Origin of the sequence: Aurantimonas sp. DM33-3, from assembly GCF_014334315.1 — a bacterium.
GTDB classification, from domain to species: domain Bacteria; phylum Pseudomonadota; class Alphaproteobacteria; order Rhizobiales; family Rhizobiaceae; genus Aurantimonas; species Aurantimonas coralicida.
Map to the genome: position 1 here is coordinate 1 of NZ_JACSGS010000024.1, position 23,838 is coordinate 23,838.

At 57.3% G+C, this 23,838-nt stretch carries 17 protein-coding genes and 1 pseudogene; 8 read left to right on the forward strand and 10 right to left on the reverse strand.

Going from position 1 to position 23,838, the window contains the following annotated elements; translation table 11 throughout:
• Positions 1-272: 272 nt before the first annotated feature.
• The 3 genes from H9Q09_RS20845 to gmd all read right to left on the reverse strand — a co-directional run bounded on the left by H9Q09_RS20845 (position 273) and on the right by gmd (position 6,274).
• Entirely contained in the window at positions 273-3,995 is a 3,723-nt protein-coding gene (locus H9Q09_RS20845) for a glycosyltransferase (protein WP_187392647.1), read from the reverse strand.
• Between the two features lie 67 nt (positions 3,996-4,062).
• Complete coding sequence (locus H9Q09_RS20850; RefSeq protein ID WP_187392648.1) at positions 4,063-5,196, reverse strand: FkbM family methyltransferase; 1,134 nt, start codon at positions 5,194-5,196, stop codon at positions 4,063-4,065.
• A gap of 43 nt (positions 5,197-5,239) precedes the next feature.
• Positions 5,240-6,274 (reverse strand): GDP-mannose 4,6-dehydratase, encoded by a 1,035-nt coding sequence (gene gmd, locus H9Q09_RS20855; RefSeq protein ID WP_187392649.1) that lies wholly within the window; start codon positions 6,272-6,274, stop codon positions 5,240-5,242.
• 417 nt (positions 6,275-6,691) lie between these two features.
• On the opposite strand from gmd, the gene H9Q09_RS20860 reads away from it, so the two are divergent.
• The 3 genes from H9Q09_RS20860 (at position 6,692) to H9Q09_RS20870 (ending at position 9,455) form a co-directional block, all read left to right on the forward strand.
• A complete protein-coding gene (locus tag H9Q09_RS20860) occupies positions 6,692-6,970 on the forward strand; it encodes a helix-turn-helix transcriptional regulator (protein ID WP_187392668.1) in 279 nt (92 codons plus the stop codon).
• A gap of 74 nt (positions 6,971-7,044) precedes the next feature.
• Positions 7,045-8,730, forward strand: a complete 1,686-nt coding sequence (locus H9Q09_RS20865; RefSeq protein ID WP_187392650.1) for a hypothetical protein — start codon at positions 7,045-7,047, stop codon at positions 8,728-8,730.
• Between the two features lie 134 nt (positions 8,731-8,864).
• The gene (locus H9Q09_RS20870; RefSeq protein WP_187392651.1) at positions 8,865-9,455 is read left to right on the forward strand and encodes a hypothetical protein; all 591 of its coding nucleotides are present in this window, start codon (positions 8,865-8,867) and stop codon (positions 9,453-9,455) included.
• Here the strand turns inward: H9Q09_RS20870 and H9Q09_RS20875 are convergent.
• Positions 9,452-10,804: a glycosyltransferase gene (locus tag H9Q09_RS20875; protein WP_187392652.1), complete on the reverse strand. Its 1,353-nt coding sequence runs from the start codon at positions 10,802-10,804 to the stop codon at positions 9,452-9,454. The genes H9Q09_RS20870 and H9Q09_RS20875 overlap by 4 nt on opposite strands.
• Before the next feature lie 80 nt (positions 10,805-10,884).
• Positions 10,885-11,709, reverse strand: coding sequence for a SapC family protein (locus H9Q09_RS20880; RefSeq protein ID WP_187392653.1), 825 nt, complete (start codon positions 11,707-11,709; stop codon positions 10,885-10,887).
• A gap of 263 nt (positions 11,710-11,972) precedes the next feature.
• Here H9Q09_RS20880 and H9Q09_RS20885 point away from each other — a divergent pair, with 263 nt between their 5' ends.
• The gene (locus H9Q09_RS20885) at positions 11,973-12,311 is read left to right on the forward strand and encodes a hypothetical protein (protein ID WP_187392654.1); all 339 of its coding nucleotides are present in this window, start codon (positions 11,973-11,975) and stop codon (positions 12,309-12,311) included.
• A 182-nt stretch (positions 12,312-12,493) separates the two neighbouring features.
• Here H9Q09_RS20885 and H9Q09_RS20890 read toward each other — a convergent pair whose 3' ends face one another.
• The 4 genes from H9Q09_RS20890 to H9Q09_RS20905 all read right to left on the reverse strand — a co-directional run bounded on the left by H9Q09_RS20890 (position 12,494) and on the right by H9Q09_RS20905 (position 18,118).
• Complete coding sequence (locus H9Q09_RS20890) at positions 12,494-13,909, reverse strand: HlyD family type I secretion periplasmic adaptor subunit (RefSeq protein ID WP_187392655.1); 1,416 nt, start codon at positions 13,907-13,909, stop codon at positions 12,494-12,496.
• Between the two features lie 88 nt (positions 13,910-13,997).
• Complete coding sequence (locus tag H9Q09_RS20895) at positions 13,998-15,710, reverse strand: type I secretion system permease/ATPase (protein ID WP_187392656.1); 1,713 nt, start codon at positions 15,708-15,710, stop codon at positions 13,998-14,000.
• A 354-nt stretch (positions 15,711-16,064) separates the two neighbouring features.
• On the reverse strand, positions 16,065-17,477 hold the full coding sequence (locus H9Q09_RS20900) for a mannose-1-phosphate guanylyltransferase/mannose-6-phosphate isomerase (RefSeq protein WP_187392669.1): 1,413 nt from the start codon (positions 17,475-17,477) through the stop codon (positions 16,065-16,067).
• A 413-nt stretch (positions 17,478-17,890) separates the two neighbouring features.
• Positions 17,891-18,118 (reverse strand): hypothetical protein, encoded by a 228-nt coding sequence (locus tag H9Q09_RS20905; RefSeq protein ID WP_187392657.1) that lies wholly within the window; start codon positions 18,116-18,118, stop codon positions 17,891-17,893.
• A gap of 116 nt (positions 18,119-18,234) precedes the next feature.
• Here H9Q09_RS20905 and H9Q09_RS20910 point away from each other — a divergent pair, with 116 nt between their 5' ends.
• Positions 18,235-20,931, forward strand: coding sequence for a DUF4214 domain-containing protein (locus tag H9Q09_RS20910; protein WP_187392658.1), 2,697 nt, complete (start codon positions 18,235-18,237; stop codon positions 20,929-20,931).
• Positions 20,932-21,125: 194 nt separating this feature from the next.
• Here H9Q09_RS20910 and H9Q09_RS20915 read toward each other — a convergent pair.
• A pseudogene (locus H9Q09_RS20915) lies at positions 21,126-21,889 on the reverse strand (IS256 family transposase); the annotation flags it as partial.
• 117 nt (positions 21,890-22,006) lie between these two features.
• On the opposite strand from H9Q09_RS20915, the gene H9Q09_RS20920 reads away from it, so the two are divergent.
• From H9Q09_RS20920 to H9Q09_RS20930, 3 genes are all read left to right on the forward strand, one after another.
• Positions 22,007-22,243 (forward strand): ribbon-helix-helix protein, CopG family, encoded by a 237-nt coding sequence (locus H9Q09_RS20920; protein WP_187392659.1) that lies wholly within the window; start codon positions 22,007-22,009, stop codon positions 22,241-22,243.
• Positions 22,244-22,427: 184 nt separating this feature from the next.
• On the forward strand, positions 22,428-23,162 hold the full coding sequence (locus H9Q09_RS20925) for a helix-turn-helix domain-containing protein (protein ID WP_187392660.1): 735 nt from the start codon (positions 22,428-22,430) through the stop codon (positions 23,160-23,162).
• Between the two features lie 99 nt (positions 23,163-23,261).
• Positions 23,262-23,417, forward strand: a complete 156-nt coding sequence (locus H9Q09_RS20930) for a transposase (RefSeq protein ID WP_246716263.1) — start codon at positions 23,262-23,264, stop codon at positions 23,415-23,417.
• Positions 23,418-23,838 lie beyond the last annotated feature (421 nt).

Genomic DNA, 23,838 nt, shown 5'->3' on the forward strand with positions numbered 1-23,838 from the left:
GCAAGCCATCATCGACGCTTGCTGCGATGCCTGGAACCGCGCCACCAGAGATCCAAGCCGCATCCGGTCCCTTTGCAACTACCCGTACATTAAAGCGGTCAGTTCATGAGCGGGCCGGTATGACGTGCGGCCGTACGGTACAGCGACCGCTACTTTCTGAGAGCAGCCAACCGACGCGTCTCAGGCTGACCGAGTGACCAATTCACGGGGATGAATTGGTCACTCGGTGTGAATTAAGAATTTAACCGAATTTAGCCAGCACTCCGTTCCGATCAGGGAAGCACGCGGTAGGGGGTCGTCCCCTGAAGCGCATGCCTTACCTGGTAGGCTGCCTCATCCCAGGATGTTATGCGGCCGCCGGAAACGGCAACTCGCTCCCCGCGTGTCAAACTCGTGACATGCTCGACCCACTGGTCGCGATCATCAAGACTGCCATAAAGCGCCGCGTCTCCTCCTACTTCTCGCAATACCGGAATATCGCTCGCAACGACCGGCAGATTGGCACGTAGCGCTTCCGCGACCGGCAAGCCATAGCCTTCGTAAAGCGAGGGGAACAGGAGCAGGTTCCCATTGGCATAAGCGTGGGCCAGGTCCGCGTCGCGGGGCTGATCAATCCAGATCAGCCGTTTCCCGAATTCCCGGTGGGTACGGATCCGCCGATCGAGCGTCTCGACATGCCACCCCTTCTTTCCAAGGATTACAAGGCGAGCCGGGGATCCCTGTGCCCAAAGACGTTCCATGACATCGAGTGCGAAGCCATGACGTTTACGGATCTCGACTGTGCCGACCATCATGGCGCACGGGGCCCCGGAAAACGCTTTTACGACGTCTGCACTTGCGGCGCCTCCCGCGGGGAGGTTGGAGCCAAGGTGGAACCAGTTGACTTGCAAACCCGGCCGGTGGGCAATTTGCTCCGCTTCGAGATAGTCAACCACCTCGTCAGCAATGGCACGGGAGATGCACAGCAGGCTGTCGCTCTCCTGGGCCGCACGCCGGAGCCAGCGTTCGAACGCCGGCGGCAAACTCTCGCCTGTCAGTTCCGGATATCGAATAGGCACGAGATCGTAGACACAGGTATGGACGGTCCCGCCCAGTTTTCGCACAGCCTCAAAGAGCGGCGCGTAAGCCTCGTATTCGAACCAGCTTGAGTCCAGCATGAACAGCCGGTCGTTCGGTCGTACCTTGAGTTCTGTATCAAGGCTCTCCGGCGCTTTGATGCCCTCCAGTTCCAGGGCGAAGGCATCAGCCGTACGAAACGTGCCATTTTCCTCGCGGACGAACGCCTGGACGTTGAAGCCGTCTGCTTCCAGTGCCTTGTAGCTGGCCCGGGTCAGCTCGCGGACCACGCGCTGGATGCCAGTTTGAAGCTTCGTATGATAGGTGTGCGACACGTCCAGCAGAACGCGTCTTTCGACGTCCAGGCGTGAAACGAGTGTCGGCGCAGAAACAGCCAGAATATGCGGGCCGTCAGCCCCAACCGAATGATCTTTTGCGGCGTTGCCAACCGCACTCAGGTGCCGTCCGAGAGCCACGAGTGCTTGGCGATCCGGCCCGTAGCGACGCGCTCGGCGAATGATCTCGCTGTAGGCTGCCGCTGCCGTCGCATGGGAGTGGAGGGACTCCACATGGTTCCGTGCGCGCGTCTCGGCAATCCGTCGAGCCTCACCGGATTGCGAGGCCGCTTCACCAAGTGCCAGCTCTACGTCCGCGGCGTCCGGCTGCTCGGCAATCTTGGTGACGACATCGTCGGGGTAGTCGGCAAAATCCGCATAGGCGTTGACGATCACTCGCTTGCCGCAGCCCATGAGCTGCAGCAAGGCAGCTGACGTCTCACCGCGAGTGGTGGCGCGCAATTGCACCGCCGCGTCACAGGCTTGGCAATATGCGTTGAATTGTTCGGCAGGCAGGTGGCCAGTCATATGCACACGACCGCCTGTGCGCTCTATGCGGGCCCTCAGCTTGTCGGTCCAGTGGTTATCCGCAGCATCCCCCACCAGCGCCAGACAGACCTTTTCACGCCCGCGGGCGAACTTCTCAAAGCCATCCAGAACCGTATCGATCTTCTTGGTGGGCCCAACCACCCCGAGCGACACGACAAGAAACACCTCGGGATCGATGCCGAGGAGTTTGCGAGCCTCCGCCTGCGCCGCCGCGCCGTACTCTTGCGGGATGGAGCGTGGTTGGCGGACGACCTCGACCTTGTCACTGAGCTGCGGATAGAATTTCTCGATCAGACCTTTGGCGAACCGCGAGTGGACAATCACTGTGTCGGCAGCACTGATCTCCTGCCCACTGGCAGGCCATTCGTTGATCGCCGCGTCCACCCCCCCACGTTTCAGTGTCTCTACTGCAGCTTGCCCATGTACCGCTTCGAGTTCGCGAGGGAACGCCCCCGATCGTCCTTCATGAACGTCAAGCCAGGCCTTCAGATTGCTGAGGTAGACATCATGCAGGACCATGATGCCGCCACTCTCCGGCAACAGGGAAAGCATCTCGGTGTGGAAGGTGGAATTGCCCATCTGGTAGACGACGGTATCGAACGACGACCATGCTTCCGCAAGCTCGGCTACCGGTTTGACGGTGCATCCCGCTGTGTCGGGAGACGCGAGAGAATGATCCGCAAGAAACAGATCCACGTCGTTTTCTTTGACCAATTCGCGGAGCAGATCGGCGGAGTAGTCTGATATCCCACTACGAGCTGGAGGAAGCGGCGTTGTCATTGCTACACGTGGACGGGTGCTCGCTTCCCGTCGATCCCGCTCCTCAAGACGCTGTACAAACGCATTGTAGACACGCTCGGCAGATTTTTCCCAAGAGAACTCTTGTGCCCTCGCGAGGCTGTACGCTCTCAGTTCAGTCAGCCGGTCACGGTCGCTTAACGTCTCGGCGATCTTGGCGGCTATCAATTGGGGGGCGCCGGCGTCGAACAGCAGATCTGCGCGTCCGACGACCTCCGGCAGGCTTGAATTGTTGCCTGCCAGGACTGGCGTGCCGCAGGCCATGGCTTCCAATAGCGGGAGGCCAAACCCCTCATACACCGAGGGAAAAATGAACAGTTCAGCGAGATTGTACAGGAGAACGAGATCGTCATCGCTGACGTAGCCAGTCAGCACCAAGGCCGACGGATCAAGGCCGCATTGCCGGGCGTGCTCCAGCAAGGATGCCTCGGTCGTCCGATCCATTCGGCAAACAATGGCGAGTTTTCGGCTCGATCGAACGTCATCTGGCAGGCGTGAGAACGCCTCGATGGCGCCGTGCAGGTTTTTCCGGTGATCGGCGCCGCCGGTGTAGAGAATAAACGGCTGAGTCAGCTTCAGTTTGCGTGCGATCGCGTCGCGGTACCTTTCGGCATCCCCTAGATAGCGAAAGCGGCTGTCGACAGCGGCTGAGATATTGATGACCCTGTCGGGATCAATGCTCAGATGCTCGATAAGGTCGCGCCGCGTTGCCTCCGAGATCGCAAACAGAAGATCAAACGAGGCGTAGTGAGCGATGGCTCCGCGGTACCACGCCCCATAGTCCCGATCGGACAAGTATTTTTCCGAAAAGAGCAAGGGGATGAGGTCGTAGACCGTTGCCGTCCGGATCGCGCCTGAAACGATGTCTCTCGGGTATGGCGAAAGCGCCGCTCCTTCCTCGTATCCCTCAATCAGACTCGATACATGGATAATGTCAGGTCTCAGAGCACGCGCGGCCGCGGCTGTTGCCAGACCGCGCACCTGCGAGCTGAGTGCAACTGACTCCGAAGGGAGTTTATCTGCTGCCATCTCGCGATAGGCGATAGCCTCACCTTGGGCCCCAAGGTCCTGGCGAACCTCGATGCAGGCGTCGGGAAAAGCGCCATTCAAAAGTCCGACCGTCTCAAAAGGACGGTCGGATTTGGCGTTCAGCCCGAGGAGAGCCTGCGTCAGAGAGAGCGAGTAGCGCCCAATCCCGCGGTGGCGGGAATTGCGTGTCTGGCACCCCTGAAGGTCGAGGAGGAGTTTGGGTTTCAAATGCGGCATTCCCGGTTCAAGCCATCATAGACTGGGAGCGGCATGGAACCGCGTCGCACAAGGCGAACTAAGATTTCCGACGAGCCGCCTTGAGCGCCACGCGTCTCGCCAGTTCTTTCGCGGCAAACTTGATCTCGCTGCGCACGGCGCCAATGCGCACGGGGGCGGCATTCGAATGACCACCAAGCTTGGCGGCTATACCGCGTTTAAGAAGCCTCACGCGGTTCAAGGGCCGTCGCAACAGGAGTATCAAGCGCCAGCCGCGGCTGTTCTCGATCCGGGCCGTGTGCTCGATGCTCGCGTGGAGAGCGGCGTGGAGACGGTGCTCCTCCTTCGCTGCTTCCTCACGCAGGTCTTCCAGAGCCATCTCGCGATCAGCCACAATCTGATTGAGCTCGCCGATCCTGCTCTGCAGCGTTGCGGCATAGCCTGCCGCTTCTTCACCTTGCTGATCCATTCGCCGGAGAAGAGCTTCGTAGCTTTCCTGAGCTTTCTGGAGGGCTTCGCGAAGCTCTACGCTGTAAGCTAATTCGTAATCGTCGAAGACGTTCGCGGGGATAGCGAGACGCGGCGTGAGATCCGCGTGCTCTTCGGCGATGTAGTACCGACTGAGACCGTCGAAGAAGGCGAACGCGTATCCGCTCGATAGAACCCTTTGCTCCCACTTCTCGTGAGTTTGAATGGCTTGTGAGGGCAGGGTCGCCTCGATGACGAGGATCCAGGGGCGGATGCGCCGCAGATCGATCCCGGCCAGCACATTGTCTTCAAATCCTTCAACATCGATCTTCAGGAAATGGATGGGCCGCGCTTCGAAATCCTTGAGGATTGTTCCAAGGGGAAGCACTGGAACCAGCGTCTCGTGGATCTCGTACCCCTCGCTGCGATGGCCCTCGGCAACCTCCTTGTCGAGCGTCGAGAGTCCCGTCTCGTCGATGACGTAGCAGGTTAGGTTGTCTTCAACGTCACCCGCCGCCGCGTGGATATTCAAATCCCGCGGGCGTGCCGCGCTCAAACGCTTATGGAATGCCTCAACAGGCTCGATGTTCAGCCCTGACCATCCCCGATCGTAAAACGCCTTGGTAACGGAGTCCTTTTCGGGGTCGCAGGCACCGACATCGACGTAAGTGCCGTTCCAGACGTGCTTCAACGCGCGAAAGAGAATGACGTCTTCGAAATTCTGGGCGTAGGAAACGAACTTCATAATGGTATCAGCTCCCTCCCCACTTATACAGACCGCTAAGGCGTCAGAACTTCACCGTGTCGGTGCTGACACGATCGTAGTCGGCGCGGGCCATCATCCTTGCAAGCGCGTTCACGTCGGTCGCGGCATCCCAGCCGAGACCCTCCTTGGCTTTCGCCGAGTTACCGAGAAGCAGATCGACCTCGGCGGGACGATAGAAAGCCGGATTGACAGTGACGATCCGATTTCCGGTTTTCCGGTCGATGCCCTCTTCCGCATCGGCTTCGCCATTCCATTCAATGTTGAGGCCGAGTTCAGCACCAGCTGCTTCGACGAAACTGCGGACAGTCGTGGTCACGCCCGTTGCCAGCACGTAATCATCGGCGGTGGGCTGCTGAAGCATTCGCCACATGCCTTCGACATAGTCTGCGGCATATCCCCAGTCACGCTGGGCAGACAGGTTGCCAAGCTCGAGCACATCCTGCTTTCCCTGCGCGATGCGGGCCAAAGCGAGGGTGATCTTGCGAGTTACGAATTCGGCCCCGCGCAATGGGCTTTCGTGATTGAACAGGATGCCCGAAGACGCATGAAGGCCGAAGGACTCGCGGTAATTCACCGTGATGCCATGACCATACAGCTTCGCCACGCCATAGGGGCTCCGGGGGTAAAATGGCGTCCGCTCGTCTTGAGGGACCGCTTGGACAAGCCCGAACATTTCAGACGTCGAAGCCTGGTAAAAGCGCGTTTTCGGCGAATAGGTCCGGATCCCTTCGAGGATACGGCAAACGCCGATCGCATCTACGTCCGCTGTATAAAGTGGTTGGTCCCAGGAGGAGCCAACGAAGCTTTGGGCCGCCAGATTGTAAAACTCATCCGGCTGCGTCTTTTCGATCAGACGTAGAATTGAGGGCAATTCCGAGAGGTCGAAAGGAACCAATTCGACGTCGTGTTCAATGCCCAGATCTGCGAGACGGTGCGGATAGGAGTTGGAAGAGCGACGTACGCCGCCGTAGACCTTGTAGCCCTTTTCGAGAAGAAGCTTCGCGAGATAAGCTCCATCCTGGCCGGTCACTCCGGTGACAAAAGCGGTGTTGCTCATTCTGTCGCGCCCTTCGGTCTCTTGCGTCGCGTGCATCAACACCAGCCACTAGGTGCAGTCAAGGAGCGGCCCAGCGAGCTTCGGCCGACCCTGCATGGAGTTTGGCGATGATGCGGCGGCCAATTGCGTCGATCCGGGGTGTTGGTTGGCCGGATCCAACTTGTGTATTTTCACAGGCCTTGGCGCGCGGGGTTTTGTCATTCCGAAACGCTCGTCGAGCGCCTGCATGCCGACGCGACATCGCACATTGGACTGGAAGACGACAGAAAAATGTCGTAGTGTTCCACGTGGTGAGCGTTGCGACGCCTCCGGTTAATTCGGGCTACGAACGTTCTGAATCCTCCGGCTTTTTGGCAAGATCACCAATTGTAGCGTTGGAGGTAGACTGTGGTGACCCGTACCGCGCCAAATGACGACATGGCCCGGCAACGCCTTCGCAAAGAAGGTGGGGCATGGTTACGTCAGTGCCGCGAGGCGGCGGGGCTTTCCCAGAGGGAATTGGCCGAGCGCGTCGATGTTGGCTATTATACCTTCGTCTCGCAAATCGAGGCCGGACGGGGTCGCATTCCTGCCGAACGTTACAGCGTGTGGGCTCGCGCACTCGATATGAACGCGAAGGATTTCGTGCGCAACATCATGGCGTTCTACGAGCCTACGACCTACGATATCTTGTTCGGTAAGGACGATTCGGCCTGACCCCTCTGCCCGCCCCATATTTGTAGCTGGTGCTTCGGCACTCATCAGCAGATGAACGACGGAACGGCGTTGCGATGGCATCCATTCTCTCCTTTGCAAGACGACAGCCGGCCTCGACGCCACTGGCTTCGAAGCTGCCTTGGCAGAACCAGGATCTGGCCGAGCTTTACAGGGTACGCGACCGACTTGCCGCGTCGGGCCTTGCGGTCGATGTGGACAGCGGCGTCAGCGATGAGGGTGACCCGTGGTTCGTCTATCAGCAGTCGGGCACTGACAACGTCGTTGTGCATATTGCTCGCATCGATACGCAGATTCACGTCATCAATTGTGTGACGGATAGCATCTACGTCGGGTCGAGCTTTCGCGAGGTGGCCGACCGTATGCTAGAGGACGCCCCTCTGGCCCTTGGGAGCGAACTCAAGCGTTCGTCCAATGTCGTGCTTCATCCAAGTGCGTTCTTGACCGCCTTTGTTGCCGCGGCCGTCATGCTGGTTGATCTTATTGAGCATAACCGTGCAGAGGCTGCTGAAACGGCGGATGGCACTACCTCGGGGGGGGAAGGCTGGTCACTGCCTGGCTCAGGTGCTGCATCGGACAGCGGCGAGAGGCAGAACGAGTCGTTCTCGAAAACGGACGATTCAGATGGCATGCCCCGTCGTATGCAACGGGACAGTCTCGTCTCACAGAGTTTGGGCAACGTTGCGCCAACCTCTCCAGCACCTGGCCACGCATCAATCCCTGGAGTTTCACTCATTGATGCGACGACCGGCGCGGTAGGGGTCAGCTTGTTCGCCGTGGAATTGCTGCGGATGATCCACGCCGATAGGTCTGAGATTGTGGACCAGTCCGTTCATCTTTCCACGCCGGACATCGGCAAGGATGTGTCTGTCGGGAGCGTCGAAAGTCAGGCAAACGCATCCGTGCATATTGACGCTCAACAAATGGCGGTAATAAACGACATTGCTTCTGGCACCAGCCAACCCGGCCATGACGATGTCGGGCGCCTCGTTATAGAATTGCCTGCCCCAAATTCTGTCCCTCAAAATGCAGGGGCCGCCGAGCGTTCAGGCCCAACCGCCAATCTTGGCGGAGACGTAGTCGCCTTCAAATCCAACGTCTGGGTGAGCGATGCTTTGTCGCAACGCGGCGCTCAAACTCGTACAGAAGCCCACGAAGACAATACCTCTTCGACCGTGCCATACAGTGACGCTGCAGCAGGCCAAGTGAAGCACCAAGCTGTTGAGACGCTCAAGGTAAGCGCCCCTGTTGCCGCACCCAACACTACCTCTGTGCCCCCCTCCAGCAACATGGCACAGAAACCACATGAGGCCACCGCCGATTTTAGTAAGATTATACTTCAACTTTTAGGTGATGACGCCGTTACCGGCAGCAAAAAAGATTTAATCGATTCCATAAAATCGGCCCCCATCGTGGAATCCCTGGCTGCCGACGATTCCAAAAACATTGCCGCCGATAAAATCGGTAATCTTACGAAAATTTCCGACCATGAATTTAGGGCGGGTATAACGGATATTCTGAATTATACACCGGGCGACAATATATCTGTGCATGGATTTGTGCTTGGCGAAGACATCCTTGCATTTACAGACACGCATGAAGCGTATAAATACATAGAGAATTTTTCTATAGATGGTAATGATATCGTGCTTGGTAATGCGGATCATGGAGAGTTGCGGCTCGTCGGTGTGCTGACTGACTCCTTGTCGGCAGCAACTGAACCCGTAGCGATCGCAAGCTAATTAATAGTGATCTCAAGCTTACAGTTTGCTTTTTGGAGTGATGAGTTATCGGCGCCGTCAACGCTCTCCTCATTGATGATCGAGCGGTAGTATGGAGCGATGGCGCCCAATGCGACGAGTTCGGGACTCTCGCCGTGATCGCCCCCAGCTATTTGGAGGCCCCTAAACAAAAATGGATCCTGGCGGCTCCCCAGGTAGATAGCTTCGCGGTTGCCTTTCATGCCCAACTCACTGACCAGAGATGGGCGCTCGATCAAATTGCTGAGGACTGTGGGCAATTGTTCGAGGAGCAGCTCTCTCGCCGTGATTCAGCAGACCGGGTTTCCACATTTTGGCTCGTTGGATGGTCTGATAAGCATCAACGATGCGGGATCTTTCAATTCAATCCCCACGGGCCAGCAGGAGCATGTGCCAAGCCGGTGCGCGCGGCCGTTAGCCACGAGCTCGACGCGGACAATCGTGAGGCGCTCGAGGCGCTTGTGGTTAATGCTGTCTCGCCCCGGCAGGTAGATTTGGTAGCGTTTGGCCTAGCTCTTCTCGAGGCACAGCGACGCGTACCGGCGCCACTCAAGGCCGGTGGGCAGCTGCATTTCCATGTCGGAGGCTATGCTGTTCAGACTGAAATCACGCGGGATGGCATTCGACACGATGTTATCCACCATTGGCCCGATAAAATTGGGGAGAGGATCGATCCTTTTGGCTTGGCGCGGAGCGCTGTTAGTTAGATTAGGTTCAAACTTTCAAGCCTGACTTTCATCTGCCTGCCAACAACGTCGAAGCTGTATTTACTGATGATGGCGTCCTGCGCGACGCGTCTTCGGTGCTCTTCGCTTGATGCATGACTCGCCAGGTGGCGCATTGCGGCCGCAGCCGCCCCCAAATTCGGTTCAGCCCATAATTGCCCGCTCGATCCTGGATATTCATGAAGCTGGATCGGCCGCAACCGATAGGGAATTGGAAATCCTGTCTCGGTATTCAGGAAATCAGTGCTGCCAGAGAAATTCGTCCCGATCACCGAGCGTTGGAGCATCATGGCCTCAGCCATACCGAGGCCGAAGCCTTCTGCCTTGTGCAAAGATACATAGGCGTCTGCCGCGCATAGAAGGTCGAGCATATCCTCGCGATCGAGGTGGTCGTTGATTATTAGGATTCGCGGATCGTGCATTGCGGCCGCGTCTATGCGAGCGCGGATCTTGGGATATAAATCCGATTGTCCATTCGTTTTGATGAGGAGCTCGACCGGCTCGTCGCCTTGAGGGAATGCGGCGCGGAATGCTTCGAGCACGCCAATGGGGTTTTTGCGAAAAGGCGATGAATTGTAATCGAAGCTAAAGAGGAAACAGAATGCGTCTGTGCGAAGGCCAAACCTCTGCCGGTCGATTATTCGCGGTTCCAGCTTCCCGATTGCCGGAGGGATGATGTGGATCGTCTTGTCGTAGATCGGTGCAAACGCATCCGCAACAAATTGGTTGGGTGCCCAAATCTCGTCGATACGGCTGAGATAATCCCGCCAGGCTTCAGGCGCGCGGGGTAGCTCCCAATATGTTCTCAGGATGTTGTACGAACGCTCAACGCGGCGCGGCTCTAGGATGTCGAAAACGCCCGGCAGTTGGTCTGCAGCGACCTCGATGATGTTGACCTCGCGGACGTTGTCCCGGTCGTAGCGCTCTGGCATGTAAGGACCAACCAGCCGCGTCTCGATGTTTTTTTCGATCGGATGGATCGCAAAAGGAATGCCCGCAGTCTGGGCTGCCTCGAGATCGGATCGAAAAGCCTGTCCAAGTCCAAGGGCGCCCTGCGCGTAGCCTACAAAGAGGACGCCCGGAAGCACGGGGGTTGTTGACGGTGTGTGGGCGCCCTGCTTCCGAGCAACGCTGTTACGCCGCGCTACGGCTGTACGAAAGCGCCGTCCCCTTCCGGTGAAACTCTGCCTGACGCCTTGATCCCAAAATACGCCGCAGGCAGCACGCCACCCGGCATAGTCAATGGTATCGCCGGTGACGATGGCAACTGCACCCAAGCGGCGGAGGATCGCTGCAGCCAGTAGCCGGACTGCGCTAACATTGATTTGCATATGAGAGCAGTTTCTGTGGAGGGGACATCCGGTTTTCAAGATGACGTAGTCGGGAGAGATACCGCTCTGAGCTCGACGGATCAGCCTCCGATTTTCGACCAATCGATATTGAGGCTATCGCTCACACCGATCCCGTTCGAGCGTGATTGCGATTTTATCTCCTGCTCCTTTTTTGCGGCTGCATGATTGGCATGTGCAGACGCCAACTCGCCCACTTTTTTCAGGTGCACTGAGGAAAACAACTGACCATAGGCTAATGCGAGAACACCGGCCCGGCGCAGATCCAAAAACGCCATATCGTCAAGTTGGTTCAGCTTCTCCTCCGAAACACGGTGTAGCCCCTCCACAGTGCGCTTGGCCTCTCCATCCTGTAGTGTGATCGGCCATGGCTCGATAACGCCTGATTTCGCCAGCAGAGCCGCCGCATTGGCGAGCAAAGTTTCCCCTTTTGAGACCGTCTGGAGAAACGCCCACACCTTGCCTGCTGACTCTGAGAGCTCACCTTTCTCAGCAAACAGGGGCTCTCCCCCCTCATCCCCCAAAAGCTCGCTGCTTTCATCAATGCAAAAAACCTGATTGTCGTTCTCTGCAGAGCGACCGATCGCAAACGGATACACACGCAAGCTGCCTGGGACATACCCACCTAACCAGCGACCGTCAGGGCCAACGAAAAGGTTCTGGCCAGGCACTAGTCCCATAACCGCCACACATTGCCAGCCGTCGCCCTTCTGAAGGAAGGCAATCGGCAAAGACATTGTCACTTCAAGCAGTTCGAACCCTGCAATGGGAACCAGTGCAGCCGTGCGTGCGAAATTATAATCGCGAAAGCCCTGCCAGCGTTTGCCCTTGTGTCGTTCCCACGACAGCGGTCGAATATCAGACGGATGCGATTCTGTGCTGCTCAACCTGAGATCCTTCGATGTTCGTTGCACGATGACGGCAGACACGAGCCGCGGCGGCAAAGCCTCTTCCTGTCCAAGGCGTTCTGCGCGGTCAACCTCTGCCTGTGAGTTCAAAGGTTCCCCGCAGCGTCTTTCTCGAATGAAACAGACCACATCGCAGCGGCAAATAGGAGGCTCAATGAGTGCGGTGTTATCCCGCTGGCATTAGCCCTCCCACTGGGGTAGAGCGACCCCTGTCCCCAAGCAGTTGATTGACGGGAAACGTCATGCCCCTCGCCGCATATATCGGCATATTCTCTATGATCGTCTTTCTTGCGTACTGCTCTCTTGTACCGGGATGGCTGCGGCCGCAATCGGGAATGAGCGGCAACACGGAGCATATGCTGGCTTATTTGGTCGCGGCCATGCTGGTTGTGGCCATATTCAATTTCGCAGATACGATTGCGTTGCTCTCTTTGATCGTGCTCGCGGCCTTGCTTGAGATGGGCCAGAAATGGATTCCAGGCCGGACCGCAGCCGTCACACATTTTCTGTGGAGCTGCGGTGGGGTCTTGGCAGGCGGCGCGCTCATGAAGACCGCTTTGGCTGTTGGCGAGATCCTTTAATCTCCGCAGCATGCAAACATTGTGTGGCGTGAAAAATCGGTATGAACGGCGCTGTCGAGGCGTTTCCCCGGCGCCCTATATAGCCGATGAGATCCACAGTTCCACGCTGACCTGAGTTTCAGCGCGCTCCCAATAGCATTGGATTCAAAACCCCGACCTTGGGACGTTGCGAGGCGGAATTCCTACTGCTCGTTCATGCCGCGCGACAGCTGATCGGTCAGTGGCTTGACCAGATAGTTGATAAGCGTTCTTTCCCCCGTCTGGATCAAGACCTCGGCAGGCATTCCTGCCTGCAGCTTGCGGCTGTCCAGCTTTTTCATCTCTGAGGGAGGCGTCTCGACCTGAACCCGAAAAAATGGCGAGCGGTTGGGGGCTTCGATGCGGTCGCCCGACCGCGAAATCACCTTTCCCATCACGACCGGCGTGGTCCGTAGGTCCAAAGCAGAAAATCGCACTTCCGCTTCCTGCCCAACGGACACATTGTCGATATCCAACGGTGAGACCTGTGCCTCGACCAGGAAATTCCCGTCTTTCGGGGCGATTTCCATGAGTACCTCACCTGGCGCGATGACTCCGCCAATCGTTGTGACGGCGAGGGTCTGGATCGTGCCGGACTGGGGCGCTCGGATTTCCTGACGTCCTACAATATCCTTTGCCACCAGAAGCTGTTGCCGCAAATCGGCGCCCTTGGATTCTGTCTCCCGTAGCTGCGCGACGACTTCCTCACGAAATTGCTGGCTGGTCTGGATAATCTGCATATTGGCTTCGGAGATTTGTTGCTCCGAACGCCCGATTTGCGCGACGATGTCACCAATATCGCCATTTAGCTGTGCGCTGCCGCGCTGAAGTTCCAGCACCCGTGACTTGTTGGTCAACCCTTTCTTCAGCAGAATTTGGAGAGCCCCTAGCTCCTCTTGGATCAGGCCAACCTGGTCCTCCTTGGAAACACGTTGGGACTTCAACCCATCAATGATGCGATCGAGCTGGAGGATTTTCTGCTGTAAAAGTTCGACTGTGCCCACTAGCGTTTTGCGTCGCTCGTCAAACTCTTGGCGCTGACCCGCCAGAATTTGGCTGACTTTCGGGTCGTCCGCACGAGCTGTTAGCTCTTCAGGAAACGTAACGGCGTCGTCGCCATTCCGCTCTGCGTTCAGGCGCGCCTCAAGAGCAAGCTGCGTGTCAAGCTGGTTGCGCAGACGCATCACGGTGGCATTGGCTTGGGTGGGATCGAGCGTGATCAAAACCTGACCTGCCTCGACTTCCTGGCCCTCGCGAACGTGGAGCTCCTTGATAATCCCGCCCTCAAGATGCTGTATAGTGCGGCGTTTGCCAGCGATGATTACAGTCCCCGGTGCATTCACGGCACTAGCGAGGGGAGCGGTAGAGGCCCAGACACCCGCACCAAAAAACGTGGTGCCGACCACGGCTAGACCGAGGAGAATCGTTCCGCGAGCCGAGATCGGGGCGGTCTCCACTTTGGGGGCCTTGGCTTTCTCTTGTGGGGCGTCGGCGGTCTTTGTTGCCTTCGGCAAGCGCTCGGCGAGGTCTACGTCCTTCACCGTGTCACCCTCAGTCGCAACTGACAGATGATTGCTCATTTCATACCGTTCCTTTAGCCGCTTGGAGCGGCTTATTCGTGCCCCTCGCTCGGTAATCTCATATGGGCTTGGCAAACGCCTTAGATCTTCAAGCGCCGGCGCGGGTCATCTGAGTGACTTGGCCCGTCGGCTGCTGCTGGATAGCGGCGCCGGCGCCGTTCAATCGATCCATAACGGCCTTTGTGGGACCGTACATGGTGAGAGTGCCACCGGTAAAGACGGCGAGTTTGTCGACTTCGTTGAGCAGCGAAGTGCGGTGACTGATTACGATGACCGTGCGCTTCTCGGCCTTGGCTTCACGCAACGCCTGAGCCAGTGCTGCCTCTCCTTGACTATCGAGGCTGGAGTTCGGTTCGTCGAGAATGATGAACTTGGGATCTCCGTACAGAGCGCGAGCCAGCCCAATACGCTGACGTTGTCCACCAGACAGCGATCGCCCTGCCTCTCCGATGCGGGTGTTGTAGCCGTCCGGCATCTGCAGCACCATTTCGTGTACGCCGGCCTTCTTAGCTGCAGCCACAACCATTCCGGAATCGATATCGGAAAACCGCGCAATGTTCTCCGCAATAGTCCCAGAGAACAGCTCTACGTCTTGAGGCAGGTACCCTATGTGAGGGCCCAGAAGTTCCGGGTCCCAATTATCGATGTCGGCGCCGTCAATGCGAACATGGCCCGACAAGGGCATCCAGACACCCGTCAAGGCCCGCGCCAAGGTCGACTTCCCGGCGCCCGAGGGGCCAATCACGCCGATGATTTCCCCAGACTGGATCTCCATGTTGACGCTCTTTAGCGTCGGGACCCGCGATCCAGGAGGAGCAACGACCAGCTGTTCCAGACTGATGGCGCCAGTTGGCTCCGGCAAGCGCATGCGTGGTGCGTCTGGCGGCAGCGCGGAAAGCATACCTTGCATTCGCCCATAGGCCGCCCGGGCCGCCACAAACGTCTTCCACTGGGCAACGGCGCCTTCGACCGGCTGCAGAGCTCGGCCCATCAAAATCGATGAAGCGATCATAGCCCCTGCCGACATCTCGGCCTCCAGCACCAAATATGCGCCACCGCCGAGGATTGCGACCTGGAGCACAACTCGGGTGAATTTCGAAAGCGCGATCAAGACGCCACCGCGATCGCTCGCCTTGGCCTGCAGCGCAATAGCCTTGTCGTGCAGGACGCTCCAGCGACGGGATACCGATCCCATCATGCCCAGCGCATGCACAACTTCCGCGTTGCGAAGGGTCGTGGAGACATATTGGTTGGCGTTGATGGAGGATACAGAAGCCTCCTTCAGATATTTACGCGTCATGATTTCGTTGGTGATCGCCAGCGCAAAAATGACAACGGCACCGACAGTTGCAATCACGCCGATCCAGAAGTGGATCATGAAACAGACAGCGAGGAAAATCGGCATCCAGGGCGCATCACAGAATGTGATAATGGCGCCTCCGGTCAGGAACTCCCGCAGTGTATCGAGGTCGCGAATTGGCTGTGAGAACTGTCCGCCCGGAGATCTCAAATGGCCACGGAAAGCTGTTGCGAAAATGTCCTTGCCGGCGACACGATCGAACTTCGCTCCCGATCGCACAAGAATTCGCGAGCGGGTGGTTTCCAACATGGCTGAAACGAGTAGCAACGCCACGGCGAGGATGGTTACCATCACCAACGTTGTCTCATTGCGGCTCGATAGCACCCGATCATAAATCTGGAGCATGTAGAGCGGGCTTACGAACATCAAAAGATTGATGAAGAAGCTGAACACGGCGATGAAGAGAAAATTGCTTCTGCAGACGGCGAGATAGGCACCCACCGTTTTTTTCTGTTCCGATAGCGTCACATCAACCTCATGAAATCGCGATGGACCTTTCGGAAGTCCACGGACATAACCGGTATTCCGGTGCGGCAAGCCCTCGCTGGAACTGGAGGAGAACCCCTCCCTTCATACGCTCACTGCGTGTGCCAGCCAAGACTGCGCCCAAACTGGGCATAAACCAAAATTTGCCCAGAGCAGCAGGCCCGTAAGCCATCGTGCCACGCGTGAGCTCTTTCGATGTCAACCTTCGCCGAGGTGGAATCCCACCTTGGCGTCGTCGGCCTGCTCGATCATCAAGCTGCAGTTCAAACTCAAACCGGCCGGGGGGTGGGCAAGTTGCCATGTCCCCCATCATTGGCGTGCATAGATATCCTCAATACGTACAATGTCGTCCTCGCCTGTATAGCTGCCGACCTGAACCTCAATCAGTTTCAGGTCGATCCTTCCGGGGTTATGCAGACGATGGACGCATCCGATCGGCAGATAGGCGGCTTCGTTCTCGTGGTAGAATGTTTTCGTATCGTCGATTGTCACTTCGGCTGTGCCATGCACAACCACCCAGTGCTCCGCGCGGTGGTGATGACGCTGCAAACTCAGAATGCCGCCGGGTTTGACGCAGATATGCTTCACTTGGAAGCGGTCTCCAACGTCAATACGCTGATACCACCCCCATGGGCGGTGGATACGCAGGTGCTCGCAGGCTTCACGGCGGTTCTCGCGCTTCAGCTGAGCAACAATCTTTTTCACATTGGCCGCTTCAGCCATCGACGATACGAGGACAGCATCGCGGGTCGACACAACGACTACGTTGTCGAGACCCAGAACCGCCGTAAGCACCTCGTCGCTTCGCACGAAACTGTTGGTCGTATCGACCGCCACCACGTCGCCTTCCAGGATATTTCCATCCGGGTTTTTGCCCTTCACCTGGTGAAGCGAGTCCCAAGAGCCGATATCGGACCAATCAAAATCGACAGCAAGAACGCCACCTCGCGCTGTCGACTCCATCACGGCATAATCGATTGATATGGTCGGAGACGCAGCAAATTCCTCCTTATCGAGACGTATAAAATCTAGATCTTTGGTTGACTTCTCAATCGACCCCACTGCTGACGCCAATACGGCAGGAGAATATTCCTGCAATTCTTCAATCATTATCGAAGATGGGAATACGAAATTCCCGCTGTTCCAGAGAAATCCATTCGCGACATAATCTTCGGCATTTTTCTTGTCGGGTTTCTCAACGAATCTCTCGAGAGCATGAGCGCCGGGGCCAAATTGATGTGTGCTAGGCTGAATATAGCCATAGGCAGTGGAGGGATGATCAGGCCGGATCCCCAATGTCATGATGCGTCCTTGGGCAGCGTGGCTCGCGGCAGTCCGAACTGCTTCATGAAACCGTGCCTCGTCGCCGATAACGTGGTCGGATGCCAAAACGATACAGATGGCCCCCTCCAACCGTCGTTCGGCCATAAGCGAGCCTACCGCCACGGCTGCAGCACTGTCGCGCCGTTCGGGTTCGAGGACGATGTCGGCAACAATACCCCGGGAGGATAATTGTTCGGCGCAGATGAAACGAAACTCGTTGTTCGTAACGACGATCGGCCGGGCAAATCCCTCACCGCTCACACGATCCACCGTGCTCTGGAAGGCTGACATTCCGTGGTCGAAGAGTTGAATGAACTGCTTCGGCATCGTGTCCCGGGACACGGGCCATAGACGTGAGCCCGCGCCGCCAGCCATGATGATTGGAATGATGTCCGGCATTGACGCCATAACTCAGATCCCTGTGTCGTCTCATTATCCGGAGCATCCCGGTCACTGCGGTGCGTGTGCCATAGTTTAATCCCCGTTGCGACCGCTTATGGAAACGGCACGAATGCCATGGCATTCATCCGAGGGCTCAGCCCGGATGAATGCAGCGAGAGAGCGCGTATCACCGGACTTTCAGTCAGGTTACTGCCGTCTCCGGACGACTGCTGGAGACAACGAGCGGGATTGCCAATCGGTCGCTCCGATCTGAAATCGGGCCTGGCTTATCAGTCGCAGTGAGATTTCGGCAGATAGCGCCGACGTTGCCATAAGGTCAGAGCGCTAGTCACCGCAGCGGCGGCCTTATAAATATGATGCGCCACTAAATATCGCCTGCCCTTTTCCCAAAGAGCCAACGAATTTCCGGTTCAGGCCATTCCGCCATACTCCAGAGCGGACACGACCCCTTGCCAATGGCTCATCATCAAAGCGTCGGCTGGAGCGGAAACGGGCCATTCCACACGCAAGCCGATAATTACCTTACGTAATTGATGCAAACCACAACCATCAGTCGACGAGACTATATACATCATGGTTGCGTAGCGTAAACCGATTTTTTCTGTTGCTGACGTAAAGTCATTGCTGTACAGCTGCATGTCAGCGAAACTGCCCTGGCGTCAGTTGCGGGAGGCCCGAGAGGTTCGCGTGGTTAGGAAGGGGGCATCCCTTCCCAAAGTCGGTGCTACGGCACCCACCTCAGGAGGACATCGACATGGCTACCATTGATACGATCCGCCAATATTTCGCTGACATCCTTCAACGCTCTGGTCCAGAGGTTACGGACGCAGAAATCGCATCCTACGTGTCTGCCGTCGATACAGGTATTCTGACCCTTGCTCAGGTCCGTACGACGATGATCAACTCGCCGGAAGGCCAGGACGTCCAGGACGTCGTCCGTCTGTATCAAACTGTCTTCGGTCGCGTGCCGGACAAACAGGGCCTGAACGATCAGGTGGACACACTGCGTGGCCCGGCCACAGAATCCGATCTGGCCAATAGCTTTGCCAATTCGCCCGAATTCATTACGCGTTTTGGCGGCAATTCGGTGAATCCAGTCTTTATTAATGCGGTCTACCAGCAGGTTCTCGGCCGCATCCCGTCGGCTGACGAGGTCAAGTTCTATATGGAGTCCGGCTTCAGCGCTGGCCGTATTGCCCTTGCCTTTTCCGAGTCGCCGGAGTTCCAGGCTGCCTACTCCAACGCGGTCGTGACTTTCCTCAACGATGCCGGCCAGGGGACGGCAATCTACACTGGTCCGCTGGGGGGCACGATTAACGTCGGCCAGGCTTTCACCCTCACTCAGGGCACCGATGCCGGTCCGGACTTCACGGGCAGCGACAAGGACGACACGTTCAACGCTCCCGTGGAACAGACGGCCTTTTTGCCTATCCAGACCCTAAACAACACCGACAATCTGGACGGCAAGGGCGGCTGGAATGTGCTGAATGCGCAGTTGGTCAATGGCTTCACCGTTCCCACGGGCCTGCACAACATTCAAGAAGTTAATATCGAGGGCGCTCCCGGATTTGTTGTCCCGCCAGTTACGCTGGATGTTATCAACGCCGATACAGGCGCCAATGGAATCTCGAAAATTGGTTTCCGAGCACCCAGCAACAACGTGACGGTCAACAACCTCGCTACAGCACTGGCAACCCTAAGCCTGTCTGATGACGCAGGTGGAAATGCTTTCACTGTCAACCACGTCGGCACAGGTACCGACGGTAACTCCGATACGTTGGCTCTTAACCTCGTTAATAGTAACGCTGGCTCCAGCATTGCCCTGAACCATGCTGGTGGCGGGGCTGATAAAGGCTACGAGACTGTTAAGATCAGCAGCATGGGTGGTTTGGGCAATACGGTGGCCGTCACATCGACCCACGGCCCGGCAACCGTCGACATCGTGGGCACCGCCAATTTGAATTTGAGCGGTAACATCTTGAATGTTGCAACCGTTGACACTGTTGCGGCCGATACATTTACCGGCGACCTAACGGCGGCCTTCACAGGTACAGGTGACGTGTCCGTCGATAGCGGATCCGGTAACGACATGCTCAATTTTAACGCTGTCGTTGGCAACGTCACCGCAAACGGAAACGACGGCAATGACATGATGTCGTTCGGGAATGGCGTCAATGCGACCGCGACCGGCGGGAACGGCGACGACACGTTTACGTTCATCAATACAGGTGTCGGGATCACCTCATTTACCACTCTCGATAAAGTGGACGGCGGATCCGGAAATAACATTCTTGAACTCGGGCACGACCTGGGCGAACTCCTGAACGTCGGAGTTGGCGCGGGAATCGTGAACATCTCCCGGATCGTTCACGGTGCCGGCGACGCCGCAAACGGCAATGTTACGATCAATATGGCGGAGTCCGGCTCTGCCTTGGAGATCGAACTGGGCACAAATTACAACTTCAACGACGTCGCTGTGAACAATCTCAACAATGCAGATTGGGTCATTTACTCGGGATCCAACCTCGACGATCTGACTCTGGCCCAGGCTGCCCCGGACGGCATCCTAGACAATCTGAATCTGCGGCTGATGAACGGCGCGGATATGGATGACCTGATCGTAGGGCCGGACATAGAGGCTGTAACAATCGACGTGGTGGCCAGCACCGTGCCTGGTTTCACGACCAATACGATCGGCGATGCCGATGATATCAATAGCGATCTGTTGATTACCGGCAACGGAAACCTAGAGATCGGCACCACTAACGCCTACGACTTCGCTGGCGGCTTGGTTGACGCGTCAGCGTACACAGGCAACCTCAACATCTCGTTGGGTGCAAACTCTCAGAGCGTGATCGCTGGTACAGGGAACGACTTCATCAACGTGTTCAACTTTGCAACAGCGGATCAGATCGATATCTCGTCTGGGGGCAGCGATACGGTGGATTTCGAGGGTGTTACGCTCAACGCGAACCAAGCCCCCACCAGTGCCAACTTCCATAAAGTGCTAGGCTTCAGCGTTGCCGACGACATTATCGGGTTCGACGAAGACGACTCACAGTTCTCTCTAGACGCCACTGATAATAATGATGTCGATGATGGCGACGCAGTCAACATCGCCAATTATACAGCAGGAACTCTTGTTACATTTGCGGCCCAGAACGTGAATTTGATCAAATTCACGACCGCAGTGACCGGTGGAACAGCGGACGCACTATTTGATAACGCCATTGGTCTGGGAACGATCGGCGTCGCTGCAGGCACAAACGAGGTGATGGGCGTACTATATGACTCCGCCAATCAGCAAATGATGGTTTTCACTGTAGACGCCTCCAACAATAGTAATACTTTAATCCAAGCAGCAGACGATATTGACGTAGTTGCTTTCGTCGGCATGAGTCAGGCAGACTTCGATGCATTCAATGCGAGTAATTTCGCGTTCTTAGCGTAAAAGACACCTAACTTTCATAAGCGATTTGAGCATGATCCAGCCCCCGCCCTCTTTGTAGGGTGGGGGTTTTTGCGATGATACCGATGTGCCGTTGCGTGCCAACTCAACGCGCAACTAGCTCTCGCGCTGCGTGGTGTTGGGGCTGACGATCGCATTCCGGACCTCGGCTTCAGACACGGAGCGACCTCGGCTCAGGCCCGGCGCCAGCTCTGCCCAATGGCTGCGTATCGGTCGGCCCCCATTCGCCTTCCTCAAAAGCCCTCAGGGCCTTCTCGGCTGCCACCGCGTCGGCCGCTCGGTAATTGTCCTTCAGCGCGGCCGCGACGGCCTTGCGGTCCTTGTATAATGTGAAGTCGAGGCTGTGGCGCAGGAGATGGACAATACAGGTCTGGACGGTGGCTTCAGGGAAGATGGCGACGATGGCCTCGGGAAAGCCCTTCAGCCCGTCGACGATGGCAAGCAGGACGTCCTCAACGCCGCGGTGCTTCATCTCGTTCCTGACCCGCAGCCAGAACTTAGCGCCCTCGTTCTGTTCGAGCCAGAGGCCGAGGATCTCCTTTGTGCCGTCGGCGCGCACGCCAAGGGCGATGTGGACCGCCTTGTTTCTGACGAAGCCTTCGTCGCGGATCTTCACACGCAGAGCATCGAAGAACACGATCGGATAGACCGCCTCCAGTGGCCTGGCCTGCCAGGCGGCGACCTCTTCCAGAACTGCGTCCGTGACCACCGAAATCAGGTCGGGAGAAACATCGACGCCGTGGAGATCGTGAAGGTGCGCTGAGCCTGTCCTCGGGCCGGCGAATCCGGGCCCGGGGAATCTCCCAATTGCTCACGTCACGATCTTGCGGCCGTAGCCATTACGGCCGTTTCCGGCGCCGTTCTCGCCGGCCAGATGGTGATCCATCTCGGCGTTCAGGGCACGCTCGGCGAACGCCTTCTTCAGGCCGTCGAGCAAACCGCAGGGATCGAGAGGCGGTCGGATCCATAACCTGATGATACCCTGAGAACTCACCCCTATTCACAGTCCCCTCCAACTCTGCTAAATTTTCCTAGTAAAGAGAGGTTGAGTCTGTCTATGAGTCGTCAAAAGCCCATTTCTGGCGTTGCAGCCTTCCGTGCACGCCGACGCGCGGTCGGTGTCCGAGCCACGGAAACCCTGTTCCATGAGAGCGAGATTGCGCTCCTCGACGATTTGAAAGCGCGCCTTGGCCTGTCTTCTCGATCCGAAGTCCTCCGCGTGATGCTCGCAAAGCTGGACCCGGACACCATCACCCCGGCTGACGTCGCAAAGTTCGAGCAGAGCGCCGTCTGATGCCGGATTTCACTGTCGCTGAAAGAGGAATGCCATAGGCAAAGAAAAAGCCCCGAGCGGGGGACCGCGCGGAGCCTTTCCGAAGGTGAATAAGCACCCCTACGGATAAGGCCTTCCAGCGACATCGTCAAGGAAAATTGCGGTTCACCGCCACGGCGAAGCTTTGCCCAAGCAAAGGTTCACGATGACGGAACATCAAAGCTGTGCGCCTAACGGCGTACAAGTGTCGCAGCATGTCCTGAACTGCCAGGAGGCGCAGCCACATCCGACGTTCAAAGCACGCGCCGCGATTTGGCGCGATCATGCCGCCGGTCTGATATCGATCGCCGAAGCTCAACGCCGTTCGTTCGCTGTGGAGGACATGCAGGGTCGAACGGAAACAGCACGCAGAAGGCCATTGAGAGCACCGCCCCGGCCCCGTCATCTCAGGCCTGCCCCCAAAGCATCCCGGCAGTACGCAGGCAGCATGGCGACAACGGCCGCCAGGGACGACAGGCTGACACCTAATGCCAAGGCTATGCTGCAGGTGATCCGCGCACGGTGCGGAAAAGGCCGTGAAACATCGACCTGCAAGGCTACGCTCGCGTCGATCATGTCCAGGTCCACGCGGACAATCCGACGCTACCTCATGGATTTGGTTGGTTGGGGCTACTTAGAGATAGAGATCCGCCGTACCATCAACGGTCTGCATACAGGGCTCGTCATCAGGCTCACCGACAAGGCATTGCCGTTTTTCACGAAGCCCGCGGAGTTAGCGCAGTGGCTTGCAGAAACGGATCGATTTCCCGTGACCCCGTGCGCAATCGCGGCAAATCATAGGGTGACATTCCTGACACCCAAAAACGAACCTCTTAAAGATTCCTTATTAAAGAAGGTTGCTCGTCGCTTGGAAGGACAACGATGGCCACCGAACAGGTGATCTAAGACCCAGAACATCCTCGAGATTTGTGTGGAGTCCGTCGATCACGACGGGCAATGCGCCCATCACGATTTACAGAGGGACAGATTCATTGGAGTGATGAAGAAGCAGGAGGCCGGCACGAAGACGGCGGATATCTGCCGCAAGCATGCCATCTCCCCGGCGACCTTCTACAAGTTCAAGGCGAAGTTCGGCGGCTTGGAGGTGTCGGACGCCCGCCGCCTGAGGGCGCTTGAAACGAGAATGCCCGGCTGAAGCAGTTCCTTGCTAAGCAGATCTTCGACGACGCGATCCTGAAGGATGTCGCCGCAAGAAATTGGTAATGCCCGATGCGAAGCCGAAGGTGGTGGTTTCATGCCTACGAGGTGCATGGGGGGAACCAGTGTCGGGCGTGCCAGGCTCTGAGGATCGATCGTTCGACGGTGCGCTACACCAGCATCCGTCCGGACGATGCTCGATGGCGCGAAGCGATAAAGGCCGTGGCGGCCGCAAACAGGCGCTGGGCACGCGCAGGCCCATGCTTGTTCCCGATTGTGCCAACGCCCGCGTCATGGACGAATGACTCAATGAAGCGCTGTTCTCGACGCTCACAGAGGCGCGCCGCGCGATCACTTCATCGAAAGAGGATTACAACCACCATCGACCTCCCTCGGCTCTCGGAAACTTGCTACCGGCC